A 15,753-nucleotide genomic window follows, 5' to 3' on the forward strand; every position below is an offset into this window, starting at 1 on the left:
ATAGTATATTCAAGCTTAAAAATAATCACAGGAAATTGGCAATCATGTCCTCCCCAACGCAGATCCTCCAGCATGATCATAGTCATGCCTTTGACGATGGTAACCCATTGGCCGAGAAAAATACCAGGTGGGCGGTCATACTCACCGCCAGTATGATGGTCATCGAGATCCTGGGAGGATGGTGGTTTAACTCTATGGCTCTATTGGCCGATGGCTGGCATATGAGTTCCCATGCGTTAGCTCTCGGATTATCGGTACTGGCCTACGGGGCAGCACGCAAGTTTGCACAGGATCGACGCTTCAGCCTGGGCACCTGGAAAATAGAGATCCTGGCAGGCTATACCAGCGCAGTTCTGCTGGCACTGATCGCCGTATTGATGCTATTCCAGTCGGCAGAACGCTTGCTTAACCCCAGCCCGATTCACTACAACGAAGCCATTGCCATCGGTGCCGTGGGGCTTCTGGTCAACCTGCTTTGTGCCTGGCTTCTGCGCGGCGGGCATCATCACGGCCATGGTCATCATCATGGCCATCACCATGATGCTCACGGGCACTCCCACGGCGATCATCAAGATCTCAACCTTCGCTCGGCCTATATTCATGTGATAGCGGACGCCACCACCTCGGTACTGGCAATTATTGCCTTGTTTGGCGGCAAGCTTTGGGGAGCCAGTTGGCTTGATCCGCTGATGGGGATCGTTGGTGCCATTCTGGTTGCTGCCTGGTCCTACAGCCTGATGCGTGATACCGGCAAGATCTTGTTGGATGCCGAAATGGATGCGCCAGTGATTGAAGAGATCAAGGAAGTCTTTGCGCAATCCGGGTATGCGATGACCATTACCGATCTGCATCTTGGCCAAATCGGCAAGGGAAAATTTCATTGTGTGATGGCACTGCGCAGTGCCGATCCGCTACTGACAGCCCATCGGGTACGGCAGTTGCTAAGCATTCATGAGGAACTGGTGCATATTACTGTGGAAATCAATCGCCCTTCTCTGTCGGGCTTGTATTTTTCCGGCAAAAAGGTCTAGGCTGGTCTGTTACTTTAGACAACAAGGAGTCATTATGGCTTTTCGTCTGTACAGCAACGATCTGCAAGACGGCGCAAAAATGCCGGAGCGGCAGGTATTCAATGGTATGGGCTACCAAGGGGACAATCTTTCCCCTCATCTGGCCTGGGACGGTGTGCCTGAAGGCACCAAGAGTTTTGCCATAACGGTTTACGATCCCGATGCGCCTACCGGCTCTGGCTGGTGGCACTGGGTGGTCGCCAATATGCCTGCAGATACGCGCGAACTGCCTCAAGGCGCAGGCTCCGGCAAACCGGGGCTACCTGCAGAGGCAGTACAAACCCGTACCGACTTCGGCAAATCCGGTTACGGTGGTGCGGCACCGCCGCAGGGTGAAAGCCATCGTTACCACTTCACGGTTCACGCCTTGGATGTGGAGAGTATTCCTGTGGATGCGGAGGCCAGCGGCGCGATGGTCGGCTTCAATATTCACTTCCATAGTCTGGGTAGCGCCACCCTGACCGTAACATATAGCTAAAATTATGGGGCGAGCATTTCGCCCCGATTTTTAAAGTTATAACCAGATAAACCAGGCAAACAGCGTCACGATGAGAATACACAGCAAGTTCAACCGGAATCCTACATTCACCATTTCACTTTGCAGAATCATCCCCGTACCATAAACGATGGCATTAGGCGGTGTGGCGACCGGAAGCATAAAGGCACATGACGCACCGATACCAATCACAATGGTCAGCAGCGCTGGCGGCATACCCAGGGCTTCAGCCACCGTAGCAAATACCGGCACCAATAGCGCCGCACTGGCGGTATTACTGGTGAACTCCGTCAGAAAAATGATAAAGGTTGCTACCGCCAGAATAATAATGAACCAGTGGCTGGCACCCAGCATTGAAGCCAAGCCGTGCGCCATAAGCGCGCTAGCACCTGAATCTCTTAATATCACGCTTAATGTGAGCCCGCCGCCGAATAGCATGAGAACACCCCATTCGGTATTTTTTTGGATCTGTTCCCAGTTAGCCACGCCGCTAGTACCGATCAATATTGCAGCACTGATCGCAACGACAGTGTCAAACTGCCCCACTCCCCCAAGCAGAGCGCTTATATAGCTGCTGAAAATCCAGCTAAACACGGTGAGCATAAAAATGCCAAGAGTGAGTTTACGGAAAGGGGTCCAAGCGAACGCCTCTAGTTTCAGTTCAAAGCGATGATTTAAGTTTGGGCGCAGAGTGAGATATAGAATACCTACCATCACTGGCATCAAAACCAGCATGATCGGTACACCAAACTTCATCCAACCGACAAAATCCAACCCGAGCTGCGCCGCAGCAATCGCATTGGGTGGGCTGCCAACCATAGTACCTAATCCACCGATGCTAGCGCTGTAGGCAATACCTAGCAGTAGAAATACATAGGTATTATGCTCGCGCTCGCGATCCAGATTGCTCAAGATCCCCATAGCCAGTGGCAGCATCATCGCGGCGGTTGCCGTATTACTGATCCACATAGACAGTAACGCCGTTACCCCAAATAACATCAGGGCAGCCACCAACATCCGCCCACGTGCTAGCGCAAGAAGCCGGTTAGCGATCAAGCGATCAATACTTTGTACATGCAATGCCGTTGCAAGCGCAAACCCGCCAAAGAACAAAAAAATGGTAGGGTTCGCGAAGGATGACAAGGCTTTGGTCACATCCATCATGCCCATCCCTATGGCTAGAATAGGCACCAATAAGGCAGTGATAGTCACATGCACAGCCTCGGTGAGCCATAAAATGCCGATAAAGACCAACAGTGACAAACCCATATTTTCTTTTGGGCTGAATGGCAAAGTATTCAATAGAACTACAAGCAACAGAATATCCAAAGCCAGGATCAAAAGCCCCCTGCGTGTGGCTGGCAGAGTGGTAGAGGGTGTTAATGGTGAATCAGCCATCGCGAAACTCCTTTTTGTAATATACCCAGGTTCATTCAAATCATAGCGGTGCCCCCCCTCTGCGGGTTATCTTGCCAAGATACTCACCCACATAGGGCCTTTACCTACCGGGTAACGCGCCAACGCAGTCAATCCGCCGTTATGCTGATCAATCTCGTAGACCTCGATATGATCGGATTTCTGACCCGCTGAAATGACGAAACGACCACTGTGATCGATATTAAAACCGCGCGGTTGCTCTTCCGTCGTCTGGTGACTAACGACTGCAACCTCGCCCCCCTCTTCAGACACGCTGAAAATCGTCAGAATGCTGGCAGCGCGTTCGCTGACGTAAAGGAAACGGCCATTCGGTGTGAGATGAATATCAGCCCCCCAACGGGTGCCGTTGTAATCCGCAGGCATAGCGTCCAGGGTTTGTACCAACGTATATTGGCCGCCGTTTTCACCGATCGCCAACACATCCACTGTACCATCCAGTTCGTTGACGCAGTAAGCAAACTTGCTGTTCGGATGGAATGCCATATGGCGTGGACCAGAACCGGCTGCCGTTGATACCGCTTCCTGGCTGTGCGGCGTCAGCTTGCCTTCAAGACTCAGGTTAAACAGCCGAATACGATCCTCTTTCAGGCAAGGCACCAGCAGCAGTTGATTGGTTGGGTCAATATTTGCCGAATGTGGCGCGGTCAGTCCCTCTATCTGCTCTATGGGCGCCGTTACCACGCCGTCATGGCCAATCGGGCTGACGCTGGTACAGTTACCGCTATAAGAAGCAGAGAACAAATAGCGGCCCTGCAAATCGGTCGAAATATGGGTCGGCCCACCAGGCAGCGGAGCCATACCGGCTTGCTGCAACTTGCCATCCGCTTCAATGCGATAGCTGACAATACCAAATGCTGGGCGTACCCCTACGTAAAGGTGCGTCCGATCAGGATGGATAACCATGGGTTGCACCTGTCCCGGTACATCGACCGTTTGTAATAACGCCAAGGCTCCGTTGTTATCTAACTGCCAAACATGGATCTGCTGGCTTTCCGGGCTGGCGACATAAACGATTTGCTTCATTTTCTCTCCTTAATTGAGAAAGAGTAACCGGTTTCAGTTTTGCTGTTTGCTTTAGCTTACCTGACATCTGCGGCATAACAACCCCAGGTTGGGTCCCTAAAGTGCTCACCAGCGGCGCTCACGTGTATTTGGAAGGCACAGCCTGATATTGTGCTGTTTTATCAAGCGTTCATCCGGTGTACCATCGGGTTAATTTCCTTGCTAACCATAACGAGAATGCTATGAGCTACCGTGTTATTGCCCTCGATTTAGATGGCACCCTGCTGGACGATCAGAAAAAAATCTTGCCCGAGTCGTTGAGTGCACTGGCCCAGGCGCGCGCCGCCGGAGTGAAAGTGGTAATAGTCACTGGCCGTCATCACGTTGCTATCCACCCGTTCTATCAGGCATTGCAGATCGACACGCCGGCCATCTGCTGCAATGGTACCTATGTTTACGATTTCCAACAGAAAAAAGTGCTGGCGGCCAATCCGCTGGCGAAAGAGCAAGCCAAGCTGGTATTACAGATGCTCAAGCAGAGCAATATTCACGGTCTGATGTACGTGGATGATGCGATGCTCTACCAACATACCAGTGGACATGTGATCCGTTCGTTGGCCTGGGCTGAGACGTTGCCCCAAGCCCAACGGCCAGCGCTACAGCAGGTGAACAGTTTGCTACAGGCGGCAGATGAAGTGCAGGCCATTTGGAAATTTGCTATTTCACATGACGATCATTCATCGCTACGCGACTTTGCCGAAACGGTGGAGAAAGAGCTGGGGCTGGCTTGTGAATGGTCATGGCGCGATCAGGTAGATATTGCGCAAGCGGGTAACAGCAAAGGCAAGCGTCTGCAGCAATGGGTAGAATCTCAGGGGTTGAGTATGGATCAGGTTGTCGCATTTGGTGACAACTATAACGATCTCAGCATGCTCGAAGCCGCTGGGTTAGGGGTTGCCATGGGTAACGCCGATGACGCCATCAAGGAGCGCGCAGACCTGGTGATTGCCGATCATCTGCAGCCGGGTATTGCTGAAGTTATCCGCAGCCGAGTTTTAGGCTGACGCCTGTGCGGAGAAGGGAACAGGCTTTCCTTCTCCTTAACCTTCACGACTAATCGAAACGCTTTTGACCTGCGCATACAGTCGCAGACCGGGCTGAACTGCCAGATCGTCGCGCGCCCAGGGTGAGATACGCGCCCAGAGAATGTTTCCCGCTACCGTCAGTTTCACTTCGACCTGACCATCCACCTCAAGACACTCCACTACTGTGGCGGGCAAAATATTGCGGATACTGCTGTTAAGCGGCGGTTGCAGCACTAAAGAAACATCGGCGGCGTTGATACGAATACGCAGCTCCGTTCCAATCGCCGCATCGATGCTGGCAACCCACAATCGCTGTTCGCCCAGCGCCAGAGCGGTCATGGCATAGCGCGGATGATGTTCAATCACGCTAACTTTCAGCACGCTACTCTGATCCTCACGTTGCAGCCAAGGCCGCAACGCACTGCTGGCCCAGACCTCCTCTAACCCACCTACAGCTCTTACCTGGCCGTTATCTAGCACCATTACCTGGTCTGCCAGCCGCAGGATCTCATCCATGCTGTGGCTAACGTAGAGGATCGGGATGTTCACGTCTTGCGCCAAACGTTCCAGATAGGGTAATAGCTCACGCTTACGCGGCAGATCGAGGGACGCCAAGGGTTCATCCATCAGCAACAGTTCCGGCGCGGTAAGCAGCGCACGGCCAATCGCCACACGCTGTTTTTCCCCTCCCGACAGGGTCAGCGGCAGACGATGCAGCAACGGTGCGATCCCCAAGAGCTCAACAATATTGTCGAATTGGCTGTGCATGCTGGCTGCCATGCCATATTGCAGATTACCCCGCACCCGATAGTGCGGGAACAGGCGAGCATCCTGAAAAACATAGCCGATATGGCGTTTTTCCGGCGGTAGGCAAATACCCGCAGATGTATCCACCAGCGCACGGCCATTAAGGGTAATCCGCCCTTGCTGTAGACGCGTCAGGCCACTGATGGCGTTAATCAGCGAGGTTTTACCCGCACCGGACAGCCCGAAGATCGCAGTAATCCCCTGAGCAGGTAAACTGGCTTTTACCTCAAGATTGAGATCGCCAAGACGCTGGGAAAAATCCAGTTCTAACATTTACAGGCCCATACGCTTACGGCCCCAGCGGGCCAGCCATTCGGAAACCATCAATGCCGCCAGTGAAAGTACGATGGCAATCACGCACAAGCGCGCCGCCGCCGCTTCGGCCCCCGGCGTTTCTATCAGGGTATACATTGCCAGAGGGATGGTTCGCGTTTCACCGGGAATATTGGAAACAAAGGTGATAGTCGCACCAAATTCGCCCAAAGAGCGGGCGAATGCCAACACGGTGCCAACAATAATGCCGGGTAGCGAAAGCGGTAAAGTGATGGTGAAAAACACCCGCCATGGATGCGCACCCAGGGTGCGGGCAGCCTGTTCCAAGCGAATATCCACCGCCTCCAGAGCTAACCGGATGGCTCGCACCATCAGCGGAAATGCTACCACCGCAGAGGCCAGCGCGGCCCCTCGCCAGCTGAAACTGAAGCTGAATCCAAACCACTCATACAGCCATTCACCGATAAAACCCCGGCGCCCCATGGCAATCAGCAGTAAATAGCCAATCACTACCGGCGGTAACACCAGCGGCAGATGAATAATGCTATCCAGCAGCGACTTGCCAGGGAAATGGCAACGCACCAAGATCCAAGCCGTCAAAATCCCCAGCGGCAAACTGCAGATCACTGCCAGGCTGGAGACTTTCAGGCTCAGTTCAACCGCCTGCCATTCATACTCACTCAATATCATTTATGCGGGGCGAATCCATAACGTTCGAAAATAGCCGCCGCTTCAGGGCTTTTCAGATAGCTGTAGAAGGCAGTTACGGCTGGTGTCTGGCGATCTTTGACTATTGCCATTGGATATTCAACTGGCTTATGGCTCTCTTCCGGGAAGATCCCCACAACTTTTACTTTATCACTGGCGACAGCATCAGAACCATAAACAATTCCCAGCGGGGCTTCTTCCCGTTCAACCAGTGCCATGGCGCTGCGTACGTTGTTGGCTCGTGCCAATTGTGATTCCAATGCTGTCCAGACGCCCAGATTTTGCAAGGCTTCTTTGGCGTAGATCCCTGCTGGCACATGATCCGGGTCACCGACTGACAGACGACCGCCCTTGAGCAACTTTGCCCAATCCGTTTTCTTGTTAATGCCGATGTTGTCTTGATGAGCAGATTTGGCCGCAATCAGTACCAGATTATTGCCTAACAGGGTATAACGCGTCTCTTTCACCATCTGTTGCTTGTCGATGACATAATCCATCCATTGCTGGTCGGCGGAGATGAACAGATCGGCAGGAGCCCCTTGCTCAATCTGACGCGCCAACGTTGAAGATGAGGCAAAAGAAGAAACCACCTGTACATCTTGACCTTTCTGGTATTGAGCGGCGATATCCTGCAATGCGTTAGTCAATGAGGCGGCAGCAAAAACGGTAATCCTCTCTGCCGCCGAGGCCTGCACAATCATCCCTGAAGCCAGTGCAACGCCTGCAAGCCACTTGACCCACTGCTTTTTCATGGTTTTCTCCGCAAGTTAGTTATTGCCACTAATCGTTATATAAAAAATAATATAACGCAATGCGCAAGCTTGTCATGCGGTTTATTGGTATATAACGAGGGTATACTTGAGAAAGCCCCGCCAAAATCAATTGACGGGGCGTTGAGATAAGGATTTTAGCTACGTTTTTCTTTTGGATGGCCAATCTTGGAGAAGACGTTAAACACTTCCCCTAAGCCATAGATCAGGCCCAAGATAACGGCCATAACGACAGGTACCATTACCACGGCAAACGCCAGACTTTTCAATAATTCCAACATGAAACCTCACTTTACTGCCTATTTAAACGGCTGCGTAGGGTTTACTCTAAACCAAAATGCAGGCAAAAACGTGTTTATTTTAGAGACAGCAGGAAATTTGTAACCGGCTAAACGTGCTCATTTGGCGCTTTTGAGCAAATCAGCGACAATAACCGCTTTATCACCATGAATTTCAAACCACGGCTTGAAAAACGACGGGCGTACTCATTATGCAGGCAGAGATCCTTCTCACTTTAAAACTTCAACAGAAGCTGTTCGCCGATCCGCGCCGCATCTCGCTGCTCAAGCAGATTGTGCATACTGGTTCAATCAGTCAGGGAGCCAAACTGGCCGGGATCAGCTACAAAAGCGCCTGGGATGCCATTAATGAAATGAACCTACTGGCCGAGCAAACCGTGGTCGAACGAGCTACCGGGGGTAAGGGCGGTGGCGGTGCTCAGGTCACCCACTATGGGCAGCGCCTGATCCAACTTTATGACCTGTTGGGCCAAATCCAGCAAAAGGCCTTCGACGTATTGCAACAGGATAACCTGCCGCTCGACAGCCTGCTGGCTGTAATTGCCCGTTTTTCACTGCAAACCAGCGCACGCAACCAGTTTTTTGGTACCGTCATTGAACGCGATCATCAACAGGTACAACAGCATATCAACCTGTTGCTGGCAGACGGCCGAACTCACCTTACTGCGGCTGTCACTCAACAAAGTGCCGAACGGTTACAACTGACGCCAGGCAGAGAGGTTTTGGCACTGATTAAAGCCCCCTGGGTGAAACTAAGTACCGATCCCGCGATTACTGGCCTGGCGGATAACGTATTGAAAGGCGCGGTGTTCAGTATCCAGCCCGGTAGCGATCACAGCGAGGTTCTGGTCACACTCGGCAGCGGAGAAACGCTGTGCGCCACCCTGAATAATCAGGAGCTCGCTCAGTTGAAACTTCGTCCAGGTAGCGACGTTCACGCTTTTTTCAATGCCGATCGGGTCATTATCGCCACATTGTGTTAAACGCAACGTCACGTTGCAGTATTGCCGATTGACATCTTTTCCTGATACGCCTATTTCTCTAGGCGGTGTGCTGCGGCGCAACTGGGTAACAGCCTAAAACAAATTATTGCTGAACAGGGAACAAACGATGTCGTCGTTGCAAATCTCGCAAGGTTCATTTCGTTTAAGTGATACACGTACGCTAACGCTGGACCAATTACACATTAAGTCTGGAGAAAGTTGGGCTTTCGTCGGGGCCAATGGCAGCGGTAAATCTGCTTTGGCACGAGCGTTAGCCAATGAGTTAACGTTGCTGAAAGGTCAGCGCCACAGTGATTTCAGCAACACCGTACGAATTTCGTTCGAGCAGTTGCAAAAACTGGTCTGCGATGAATGGCAACGCAACAATACCGACATGCTCAGCCCTGATGAAGACGATACAGGCCGCACCACGGCGGAAATCATTCAGGAAGAGATCAACGATGCCGCACGCTGTGAGCAACTTGCCGCCCAGTTTGGTATCACAGCCCTACTTTCGCGCCGTTTTAAATACCTTTCTACCGGCGAAACGCGCAAAACACTGCTTTGCCGCGCACTGATGCCCCAGCCAGATCTGTTGATCCTCGACGAACCGTTCGATGGGCTGGACGTCAATTCACGCGCTCAGTTGGCCGCTATGCTCGCAGAACTCTCACAGTTCGGTTACACGCTGGTAATGGTGCTCAATCGCTTTGATGAAATCCCGGAGTTTGTGCAGCGGGTCGGTGTACTGGCGGATTGTATTCTCACCAACCAAGGGCCACGGGAACAGGTGATGGCCGATGCGCTGGTCGCTCAATTGGCACACAGTGAAAACCTTGCCGGGCTGATGCTGCCTGAAACCGAAGACCCCGCTCAAGTTACCCACCTCCCCACCGATCGGCCCTTGATCGTTTTGCGCGATGGCGTGGTGAGCTATAACGACCGCCCCATCCTGCACCGGCTAAGTTGGCAAGTTAATCCTGGCGAGCACTGGCAGATCGTCGGCCCTAACGGTGCGGGCAAATCTACGCTTCTCAGCCTGGTCACTGGCGATCATCCGCAAGGGTACAGCAATGATCTGACACTGTTTGGCCGCCGACGTGGTAGTGGCGAAACAATCTGGGATATCAAGCGTCATATCGGCTACGTCAGCAGCAGCCTGCATCTGGATTACCGCGTCAGTGCCAGCCTGCGTAACGTGATCCTTTCCGGTTTTTTTGATTCGATTGGTATCTATCAGGCCGTTTCCGATCGTCAGCAACAACTGACCTCGCAGTGGTTGGCATTGCTTGGTCTGAATACCCAGGCCGACGCGCCTTTCCATAGCCTTTCCTGGGGCCAGCAACGGTTAGCCCTGATCGCCAGAGCGCTGGTCAAGCACCCGGCGCTATTAATCCTTGATGAGCCATTACAAGGCTTGGACCCGATTAACCGTCAGTTGGTACGGCGTTTCGTTGATGTGTTGATCCAACAGGGGTCAACCCAATTACTGTTTGTTTCCCACCATGCAGAAGATGCACCCCTATGCATTACTCACCGTTTGACCTTCGTGCCTGAAGAGGATGGATACCGCTATCAGCAGGATATTTTAACCGTCGCCCCTTAATGACTCCTTTAGTAATTGCAGTATAGGAGCAAGGTGCGATTTGCCAGCCCCTCCCGGTTGAGGGCATAAACATTCAACCGGGATATATCCGGCAACACTTCCCCGCAGCACATTATTTATGGCCTTTTATCATATAAGGATGCAGGGTTATTTTCTGGAGAAAGTATGTCTGCGGCACTGATTACTATTGACTTGATTGAAGATCTGGCAAGCAGCAAAGGCTGGATATGCTGCGAAACCTGAGCGAAGTGCTCCACTCGCGTACCTGGATGAAAAACTAGGTAGGCTGTGTCCCTCAGTCGCACGTCGGCGCCTCTGAGGCTATTGGGAGAACGTCTTTACGCAACGGCCCCGATCTTATATTTGCTTTTGCGTATGCTACTATCCATTCAGGCTGTGCCCTCAATTACCTGCGAAACGGTTAACAAGGCAGTACGGCCGATTACTCACTTTACGGGTCTTCAACACACCTGATTTTCGGTATTTATACTCTAAATAATTCGAGTTGCATGACAAAAACGTAATGCGTTTTTGAACAGCGCTGGCGCTGGCCCCGCAGGGGCGAGGCCCAAATTTGGGCCGAGTAACGCGGCAACGCAGCGAGTCCCCAGGAGCTTACGCAAGTCAAGTGACTGGGGTGAGCGAGGAAAGCCAACACACAGGCAACTTGAAGAATGACGAGTATAGTGCCATGTGTCTATTTTAAGGAATCACCATTATGTGGGGCGTACTTTCGGCTTCCTTGTTTTTTTTGCCATTTAATCGGCTTATAGCCTCAGTCATATTGGCCGCCGCTATTGGTATGGGAGTTTACCACCATGTTCTGACGCCTCTCGGTCTGGCTTGCCTGGCTTTTCCCGCCGTTGCAGTCTGGCTTCATCACCAATACCGTCAACAACGTATTATCAGATTGGCCGCAGAGATCTTTCTTGTTGCCTATTCGGTCGCCCTGTTCTATCACCTGATACCCGGCTTTAATAATCCATTGATGGTTGTTAAGGATAAGGTTGGGCCATTGAGTTCGCTATATTCGATGTATTACAACTTCGATAAAGCCTTGGTGCCATTCCTATTGTTTGTCTGCCTGCCAACGCTGTTCAATGCGGGCTTTGCCGACCGGAAAGTCGGCAGCCGCGCCTGGATAATTCTGGTGCTGTGTGTGCCCGCGTTGCTGTTGTTAGCCGTGCTGCTTGGTGGGCTGAAGATAGAACTGCATATGCCGCAGTGGATCCTGGCATTCCTGATGGCTAATCTGTTTTTTGTTGCTATGGCCGAAGAAGCCCTGTTTCGGGGCTATTTACAGCAGCGTATTCGCCAATGGCTGGGAGCCTACCCAGCACTGATCATCACAGCCTTGCTGTTTGGCGCCGCCCATATTGCAGGTGGTATGCTGATGGTGGCATTCGCTACGTTGGCGGGGGTGATTTACGGCCTGGCCTGGATGTGGAGCGGACGCCTGTGGGTACCGATCCTGTTCCATTTCGGCCTTAATCTGGTTCATTTGATGTTCTTTACTTACCCCTTCTATCAACAACCATGATGCTTATGGCCAGCAGATTTTGCTGCTGGCCATAACAATGGAAGCGTTACCACTTCTTTTCACTTAATCCGCCAAGCTATGCGAGCCACTCGCTGTTTCAATTAGTGTAAACGATTCCATTTTTCGCGCTAGATCACCTTTTTATAAGCTCACCAATGCTATCTTTAGCATAAATATTCTTTGCAGAGCGCCCTATTGTGAACCGCAATCAAGCGATGAAAGCGATTACACTTGGGCAGACAGGTAAGATGAAGGAAGCGCAATGCCAAATTTTAATCCTATTGATCATCCGCACCGCCGCTTTAATCCACTCACAGGCCAATGGGTGCTGGTATCTCCCCATCGTGCCAAGCGTCCTTGGCAAGGCCAGCAAGAATCGCCAGCGCAGGAAACTCTACCTGCCCACGATCCTGACTGCTTCCTGTGCCCCGGCAATACGCGCGTAACCGGTGATAACAACCCTGACTACCCGGGCACCTACGTTTTCACCAATGACTTTGCGGCTTTGATGCAAGATACGCCACCAGCACCAGAAAGTGATGACCCGCTAATGCGTTGCCAAAGCGCTCGCGGTACCAGCCGGGTGATCTGCTTCTCACCGGATCACAGCAAAACGTTACCGCAGCTTTCGCTTCCCGCATTAGAGCAGGTGATCGCCACCTGGCAGGAACAGACCGCCGATCTGGGACGCGATTATCCTTGGGTACAGGTGTTTGAAAACAAAGGTGCAGCCATGGGCTGCTCCAATCCTCATCCGCATGGCCAAGTGTGGGCTAACAGCTTTTTACCTAATGAAGCCGAACGGGAAGATGGTCTGCAGCGTGACTATTTCGAGCAATATCGCTCCGCCATGCTGCTCGATTACGCACAGCGTGAGCAGGCCGATGGCAGCAGAACGGTAGTGGAAACAGAGCACTGGTTGGCTGTTGTCCCTTACTGGGCGGCCTGGCCGTTTGAAACGCTGTTATTGCCGAAAGCCGCTGTTCAACGCATCACCGAACTCTCGCAGGCACAAAGCAGCGATCTGGCCATCGCCCTCAAGAAGCTCACCAGCCGCTATGACAATCTGTTTCAATGTTCTTTCCCTTATTCAATGGGCTGGCACGGGGCACCGTTCAACAATGCCGATAACCGCCACTGGCAGTTACATGCCCACTTCTACCCACCACTGCTGCGTTCCGCTACCGTGCGCAAATTTATGGTGGGCTACGAAATGCTGGCGGAAACCCAGCGTGATCTCACCGCAGAGCAGGCAGCAGAGCGCCTGAGAGCGGTGAGCGACATCCATTATCGTGAAGCCGGAGTGAAACAATGAGTCTGAAAGAACATACCCAAGCTATCTTTACCGATCATTTTGGCTACGCGCCTACCCTTACCATTCAGGCTCCGGGTAGGGTCAACCTGATTGGTGAACATACTGATTACAACGACGGTTTTGTCCTGCCCTGCGCCATTGATTATCAGACCGTTATCAGTTGCGCTCCGCGTAATGATCGGCAGATCCGTGTATTGGCAGCCGATTATGAAGATCAACAAGACCTGTTTTCGTTGGATGAACCTATCGTCAAACACCCAACCCTGCGCTGGGCAGATTATGTGCGCGGCGTAGTGAAACACCTGCAGACTCGCAACAGTGATTTCGGTGGAGCCGATTTGGTGATCAGCGGCAATGTGCCCCAGGGTGCAGGGCTGAGTTCTTCTGCTTCTTTGGAAGTGGCCGTTGGGCAGGCATTGCAGGCGCTCTATCACTTACCGCTGGATGGGGTTGCACTGGCTCTGAATGGCCAGGAAGCGGAAAATCAGTTCGTAGGTTGCAACTGCGGGATCATGGATCAGTTGATTTCAGCACTGGGCAAAAAAGATCATGCGCTGCTGATCGACTGCCGAACGCTGGAAACCCGAGCAGTACCGATGCCTGAAGATGCGGCGGTGGTGATTATCAATTCCAATGTGAAACGTGGTCTGGTGGACAGTGAATACAACACCCGCCGCAAGCAATGTGAGGAAGCTGCACGCTTCTTTGGGGTGAAAGCATTGCGTGATGTAAGCCCAGAGCTGTTCTTGCCGATCCAGCATGAACTGGACCCGATCGTCGCCAAACGAGCGCGTCATGTGATTACCGAAAACGGTCGTACGCTGGCGGCTGCCGATGCATTGGCCGCGGGCAATCTGAAATTGATGGGGAAACTCATGGCAGAATCGCACGCTTCGATGCGTGATGATTTCGAGATCACCGTTCCTCCTATCGATACGCTGGTTGAGATTGTCAAAAGTGTCATCGGCGAGCGAGGTGGCGTGCGCATGACCGGCGGGGGCTTTGGCGGTTGCATAGTTGCACTGATGCCGCTGGACTTGGTTGAGCCCGTGCGTGCAGCCGTAGCCCAACAGTATCCTTTGAAAACCAACGGCCTAAAAGAAACTTTCTACGTGTGTAAAGCATCGCAAGGATCGGGCTTATGTTAACGGACACCGCTGCGCTTGCCCCTGACGGCCAGCCCTTTATTCTCACCACGCTACGTAATACTGGCGGAATGGCGATCACCTTGATGGATTGGGGCGCAACTTGGCTTTCAGCCATCTTGCCATTGAGCTCGGGTGAAAACCGTGAATTGTTGCTTGGGTGCCGCACCCCTGCAGATTACCTGAATCAGGGTGCCTATCTGGGGGCTACCGTCGGGCGTTATGCCAACCGTATTGCACACGCCAGTCTGACGGTGGACGGCAAGCGCCATCCACTGGTTGCTAACCAAGGAGAACACCAGCTACACGGTGGCCCCGGGGGATTCCACGCTCGCCGCTGGCAGATTATGGCTCAAGATGAACAGCGGGTGGTTTATCAGTTACATTCAGCGGATGGCGATCAGGGCTTTCCCGGCAATCTCGACGTGACGGTGACCTATTTACTGACCCACGATAACCGGCTGGAAATCAGCTATCAGGCGCAAACCGATCGCGCTTGCCCGGTCAATCTGACCAATCATGCTTACTTCAATCTGGATGGTACCGGGAATGACGCAAGGCAACAGCGATTACAGCTGTTTGCAGACCATTACCTGCCAGTAGACAGTGAGGGTATACCTTGCGCCGATCTGACGGCTGTTGCAGGTAGCGGCATGGATTTCTGCCAGCCCAAGTCTATTGAGCAGGATTTACTGCGTGATAGCGATCAGCAACGCGTTTATGGCTATGACCATGCATATCTACTGCACTCGGCCTGTAACGAGTTGGCTGCACCAGCAGCGCATCTGTGGTCGGCTGACGGCCAGGTTGAGTTAACGGTTTTCACCACTGCCCCTGCTTTGCAATTCTATAGTGGTAATTACTTGAAGGGGACACCTTCACGTAACGGTGGCACCTACGAAAACTACCAGGGCGTAGCGCTGGAAAGTGAATTCCTGCCCGATAGCCCAAACCATCCAGAGTGGCCGCAACCGGACTGCTGGTTACAGCCAGGCCAACGTTACCAGAGCGCCACGCACTATCAATTTAGAGAAGCCCTCTGATCCTTTGCCTTGCGCTCCCCTTGCTGTACCGCAAGGGGAGTTCTGGTTATAAATCATTACGATTTTACAAACGGTTATCACTGCTGCTTTCCTTCCCTTATTCCCCCCCCAGGTCTAGAATCAGGCTAACAAATAAACACAACATGTTGTGCAACGTCACAATTTTTGGCCAGT

At 52.4% G+C, this 15,753-nt stretch carries 15 protein-coding genes; 9 read left to right on the plus strand and 6 right to left on the minus strand.

What is annotated here, in order from left to right; translation table 11 throughout:
• Positions 1-44: 44 nt before the first annotated feature.
• Together dmeF and SAQUA_RS16525 are read left to right on the plus strand one after the other, a co-directional pair.
• Positions 45-1,031, plus strand: coding sequence for a CDF family Co(II)/Ni(II) efflux transporter DmeF (gene dmeF, locus SAQUA_RS16520; protein ID WP_380680844.1), 987 nt, complete (start codon positions 45-47; stop codon positions 1,029-1,031).
• Positions 1,032-1,065: 34 nt separating this feature from the next.
• Positions 1,066-1,548: a kinase inhibitor gene (locus tag SAQUA_RS16525; RefSeq protein ID WP_380680847.1), complete on the plus strand. Its 483-nt coding sequence runs from the start codon at positions 1,066-1,068 to the stop codon at positions 1,546-1,548.
• A gap of 36 nt (positions 1,549-1,584) precedes the next feature.
• On the opposite strand, the gene SAQUA_RS16530 is transcribed toward SAQUA_RS16525, so the two are convergent.
• Positions 1,585-2,964 carry a DASS family sodium-coupled anion symporter gene (locus tag SAQUA_RS16530; RefSeq protein WP_380680850.1) on the minus strand — a complete coding sequence of 460 codons (1,380 nt, stop codon included), beginning with the start codon at positions 2,962-2,964 and terminating at the stop codon, positions 1,585-1,587.
• Between the two features lie 66 nt (positions 2,965-3,030).
• Positions 3,031-4,026 (minus strand): 6-phosphogluconolactonase, encoded by a 996-nt coding sequence (gene pgl, locus SAQUA_RS16535; RefSeq protein WP_380680853.1) that lies wholly within the window; start codon positions 4,024-4,026, stop codon positions 3,031-3,033.
• A 221-nt stretch (positions 4,027-4,247) separates the two neighbouring features.
• Here pgl and SAQUA_RS16540 point away from each other — a divergent pair, with 221 nt between their 5' ends.
• Positions 4,248-5,069, plus strand: coding sequence for a pyridoxal phosphatase (locus SAQUA_RS16540; RefSeq protein ID WP_380680856.1), 822 nt, complete (start codon positions 4,248-4,250; stop codon positions 5,067-5,069).
• A 36-nt stretch (positions 5,070-5,105) separates the two neighbouring features.
• Here SAQUA_RS16540 and modC read toward each other — a convergent pair whose 3' ends face one another.
• From modC to SAQUA_RS16560, 4 genes are all read right to left on the minus strand, one after another.
• Positions 5,106-6,170, minus strand: coding sequence for a molybdenum ABC transporter ATP-binding protein ModC (modC, locus tag SAQUA_RS16545; RefSeq protein ID WP_380680859.1), 1,065 nt, complete (start codon positions 6,168-6,170; stop codon positions 5,106-5,108).
• Positions 6,171-6,860, minus strand: coding sequence for a molybdate ABC transporter permease subunit (gene modB, locus SAQUA_RS16550; protein WP_380680862.1), 690 nt, complete (start codon positions 6,858-6,860; stop codon positions 6,171-6,173).
• Entirely contained in the window at positions 6,857-7,630 is a 774-nt protein-coding gene (gene modA / locus SAQUA_RS16555; protein WP_380680865.1) for a molybdate ABC transporter substrate-binding protein, read from the minus strand. The genes modB and modA overlap by 4 nt, the downstream gene beginning before the upstream one ends.
• Positions 7,631-7,785: 155 nt before the next feature.
• Positions 7,786-7,929 (minus strand): AcrZ family multidrug efflux pump-associated protein, encoded by a 144-nt coding sequence (locus SAQUA_RS16560; protein ID WP_380680868.1) that lies wholly within the window; start codon positions 7,927-7,929, stop codon positions 7,786-7,788.
• A 209-nt stretch (positions 7,930-8,138) separates the two neighbouring features.
• On the opposite strand from SAQUA_RS16560, the gene modE reads away from it, so the two are divergent.
• The 6 genes from modE to galM all read left to right on the plus strand — a co-directional run bounded on the left by modE (position 8,139) and on the right by galM (position 15,579).
• Positions 8,139-8,930, plus strand: a complete 792-nt coding sequence (modE, locus tag SAQUA_RS16565) for a molybdenum-dependent transcriptional regulator (protein WP_380680871.1) — start codon at positions 8,139-8,141, stop codon at positions 8,928-8,930.
• Positions 8,931-9,057: 127 nt separating this feature from the next.
• Positions 9,058-10,536, plus strand: a complete 1,479-nt coding sequence (modF, locus tag SAQUA_RS16570; protein ID WP_380680874.1) for a molybdate ABC transporter ATP-binding protein ModF — start codon at positions 9,058-9,060, stop codon at positions 10,534-10,536.
• Between the two features lie 718 nt (positions 10,537-11,254).
• Positions 11,255-12,076 (plus strand): lysostaphin resistance A-like protein, encoded by an 822-nt coding sequence (locus SAQUA_RS16575; RefSeq protein WP_380680877.1) that lies wholly within the window; start codon positions 11,255-11,257, stop codon positions 12,074-12,076.
• A 262-nt stretch (positions 12,077-12,338) separates the two neighbouring features.
• On the plus strand, positions 12,339-13,391 hold the full coding sequence (gene galT, locus SAQUA_RS16580) for a galactose-1-phosphate uridylyltransferase (RefSeq protein WP_380680880.1): 1,053 nt from the start codon (positions 12,339-12,341) through the stop codon (positions 13,389-13,391).
• Positions 13,388-14,539 carry a galactokinase gene (galK, locus tag SAQUA_RS16585; RefSeq protein WP_380680883.1) on the plus strand — a complete coding sequence of 384 codons (1,152 nt, stop codon included), beginning with the start codon at positions 13,388-13,390 and terminating at the stop codon, positions 14,537-14,539. Before galT ends, galK begins: the two co-directional genes overlap by 4 nt.
• On the plus strand, positions 14,533-15,579 hold the full coding sequence (galM, locus tag SAQUA_RS16590; protein WP_380680886.1) for a galactose-1-epimerase: 1,047 nt from the start codon (positions 14,533-14,535) through the stop codon (positions 15,577-15,579). Before galK ends, galM begins: the two co-directional genes overlap by 7 nt.
• Positions 15,580-15,753 lie beyond the last annotated feature (174 nt).

The organism is Serratia aquatilis, assembly GCF_044865145.1.
Taxonomy (GTDB): domain Bacteria; phylum Pseudomonadota; class Gammaproteobacteria; order Enterobacterales; family Enterobacteriaceae; genus Chania; species Chania aquatilis.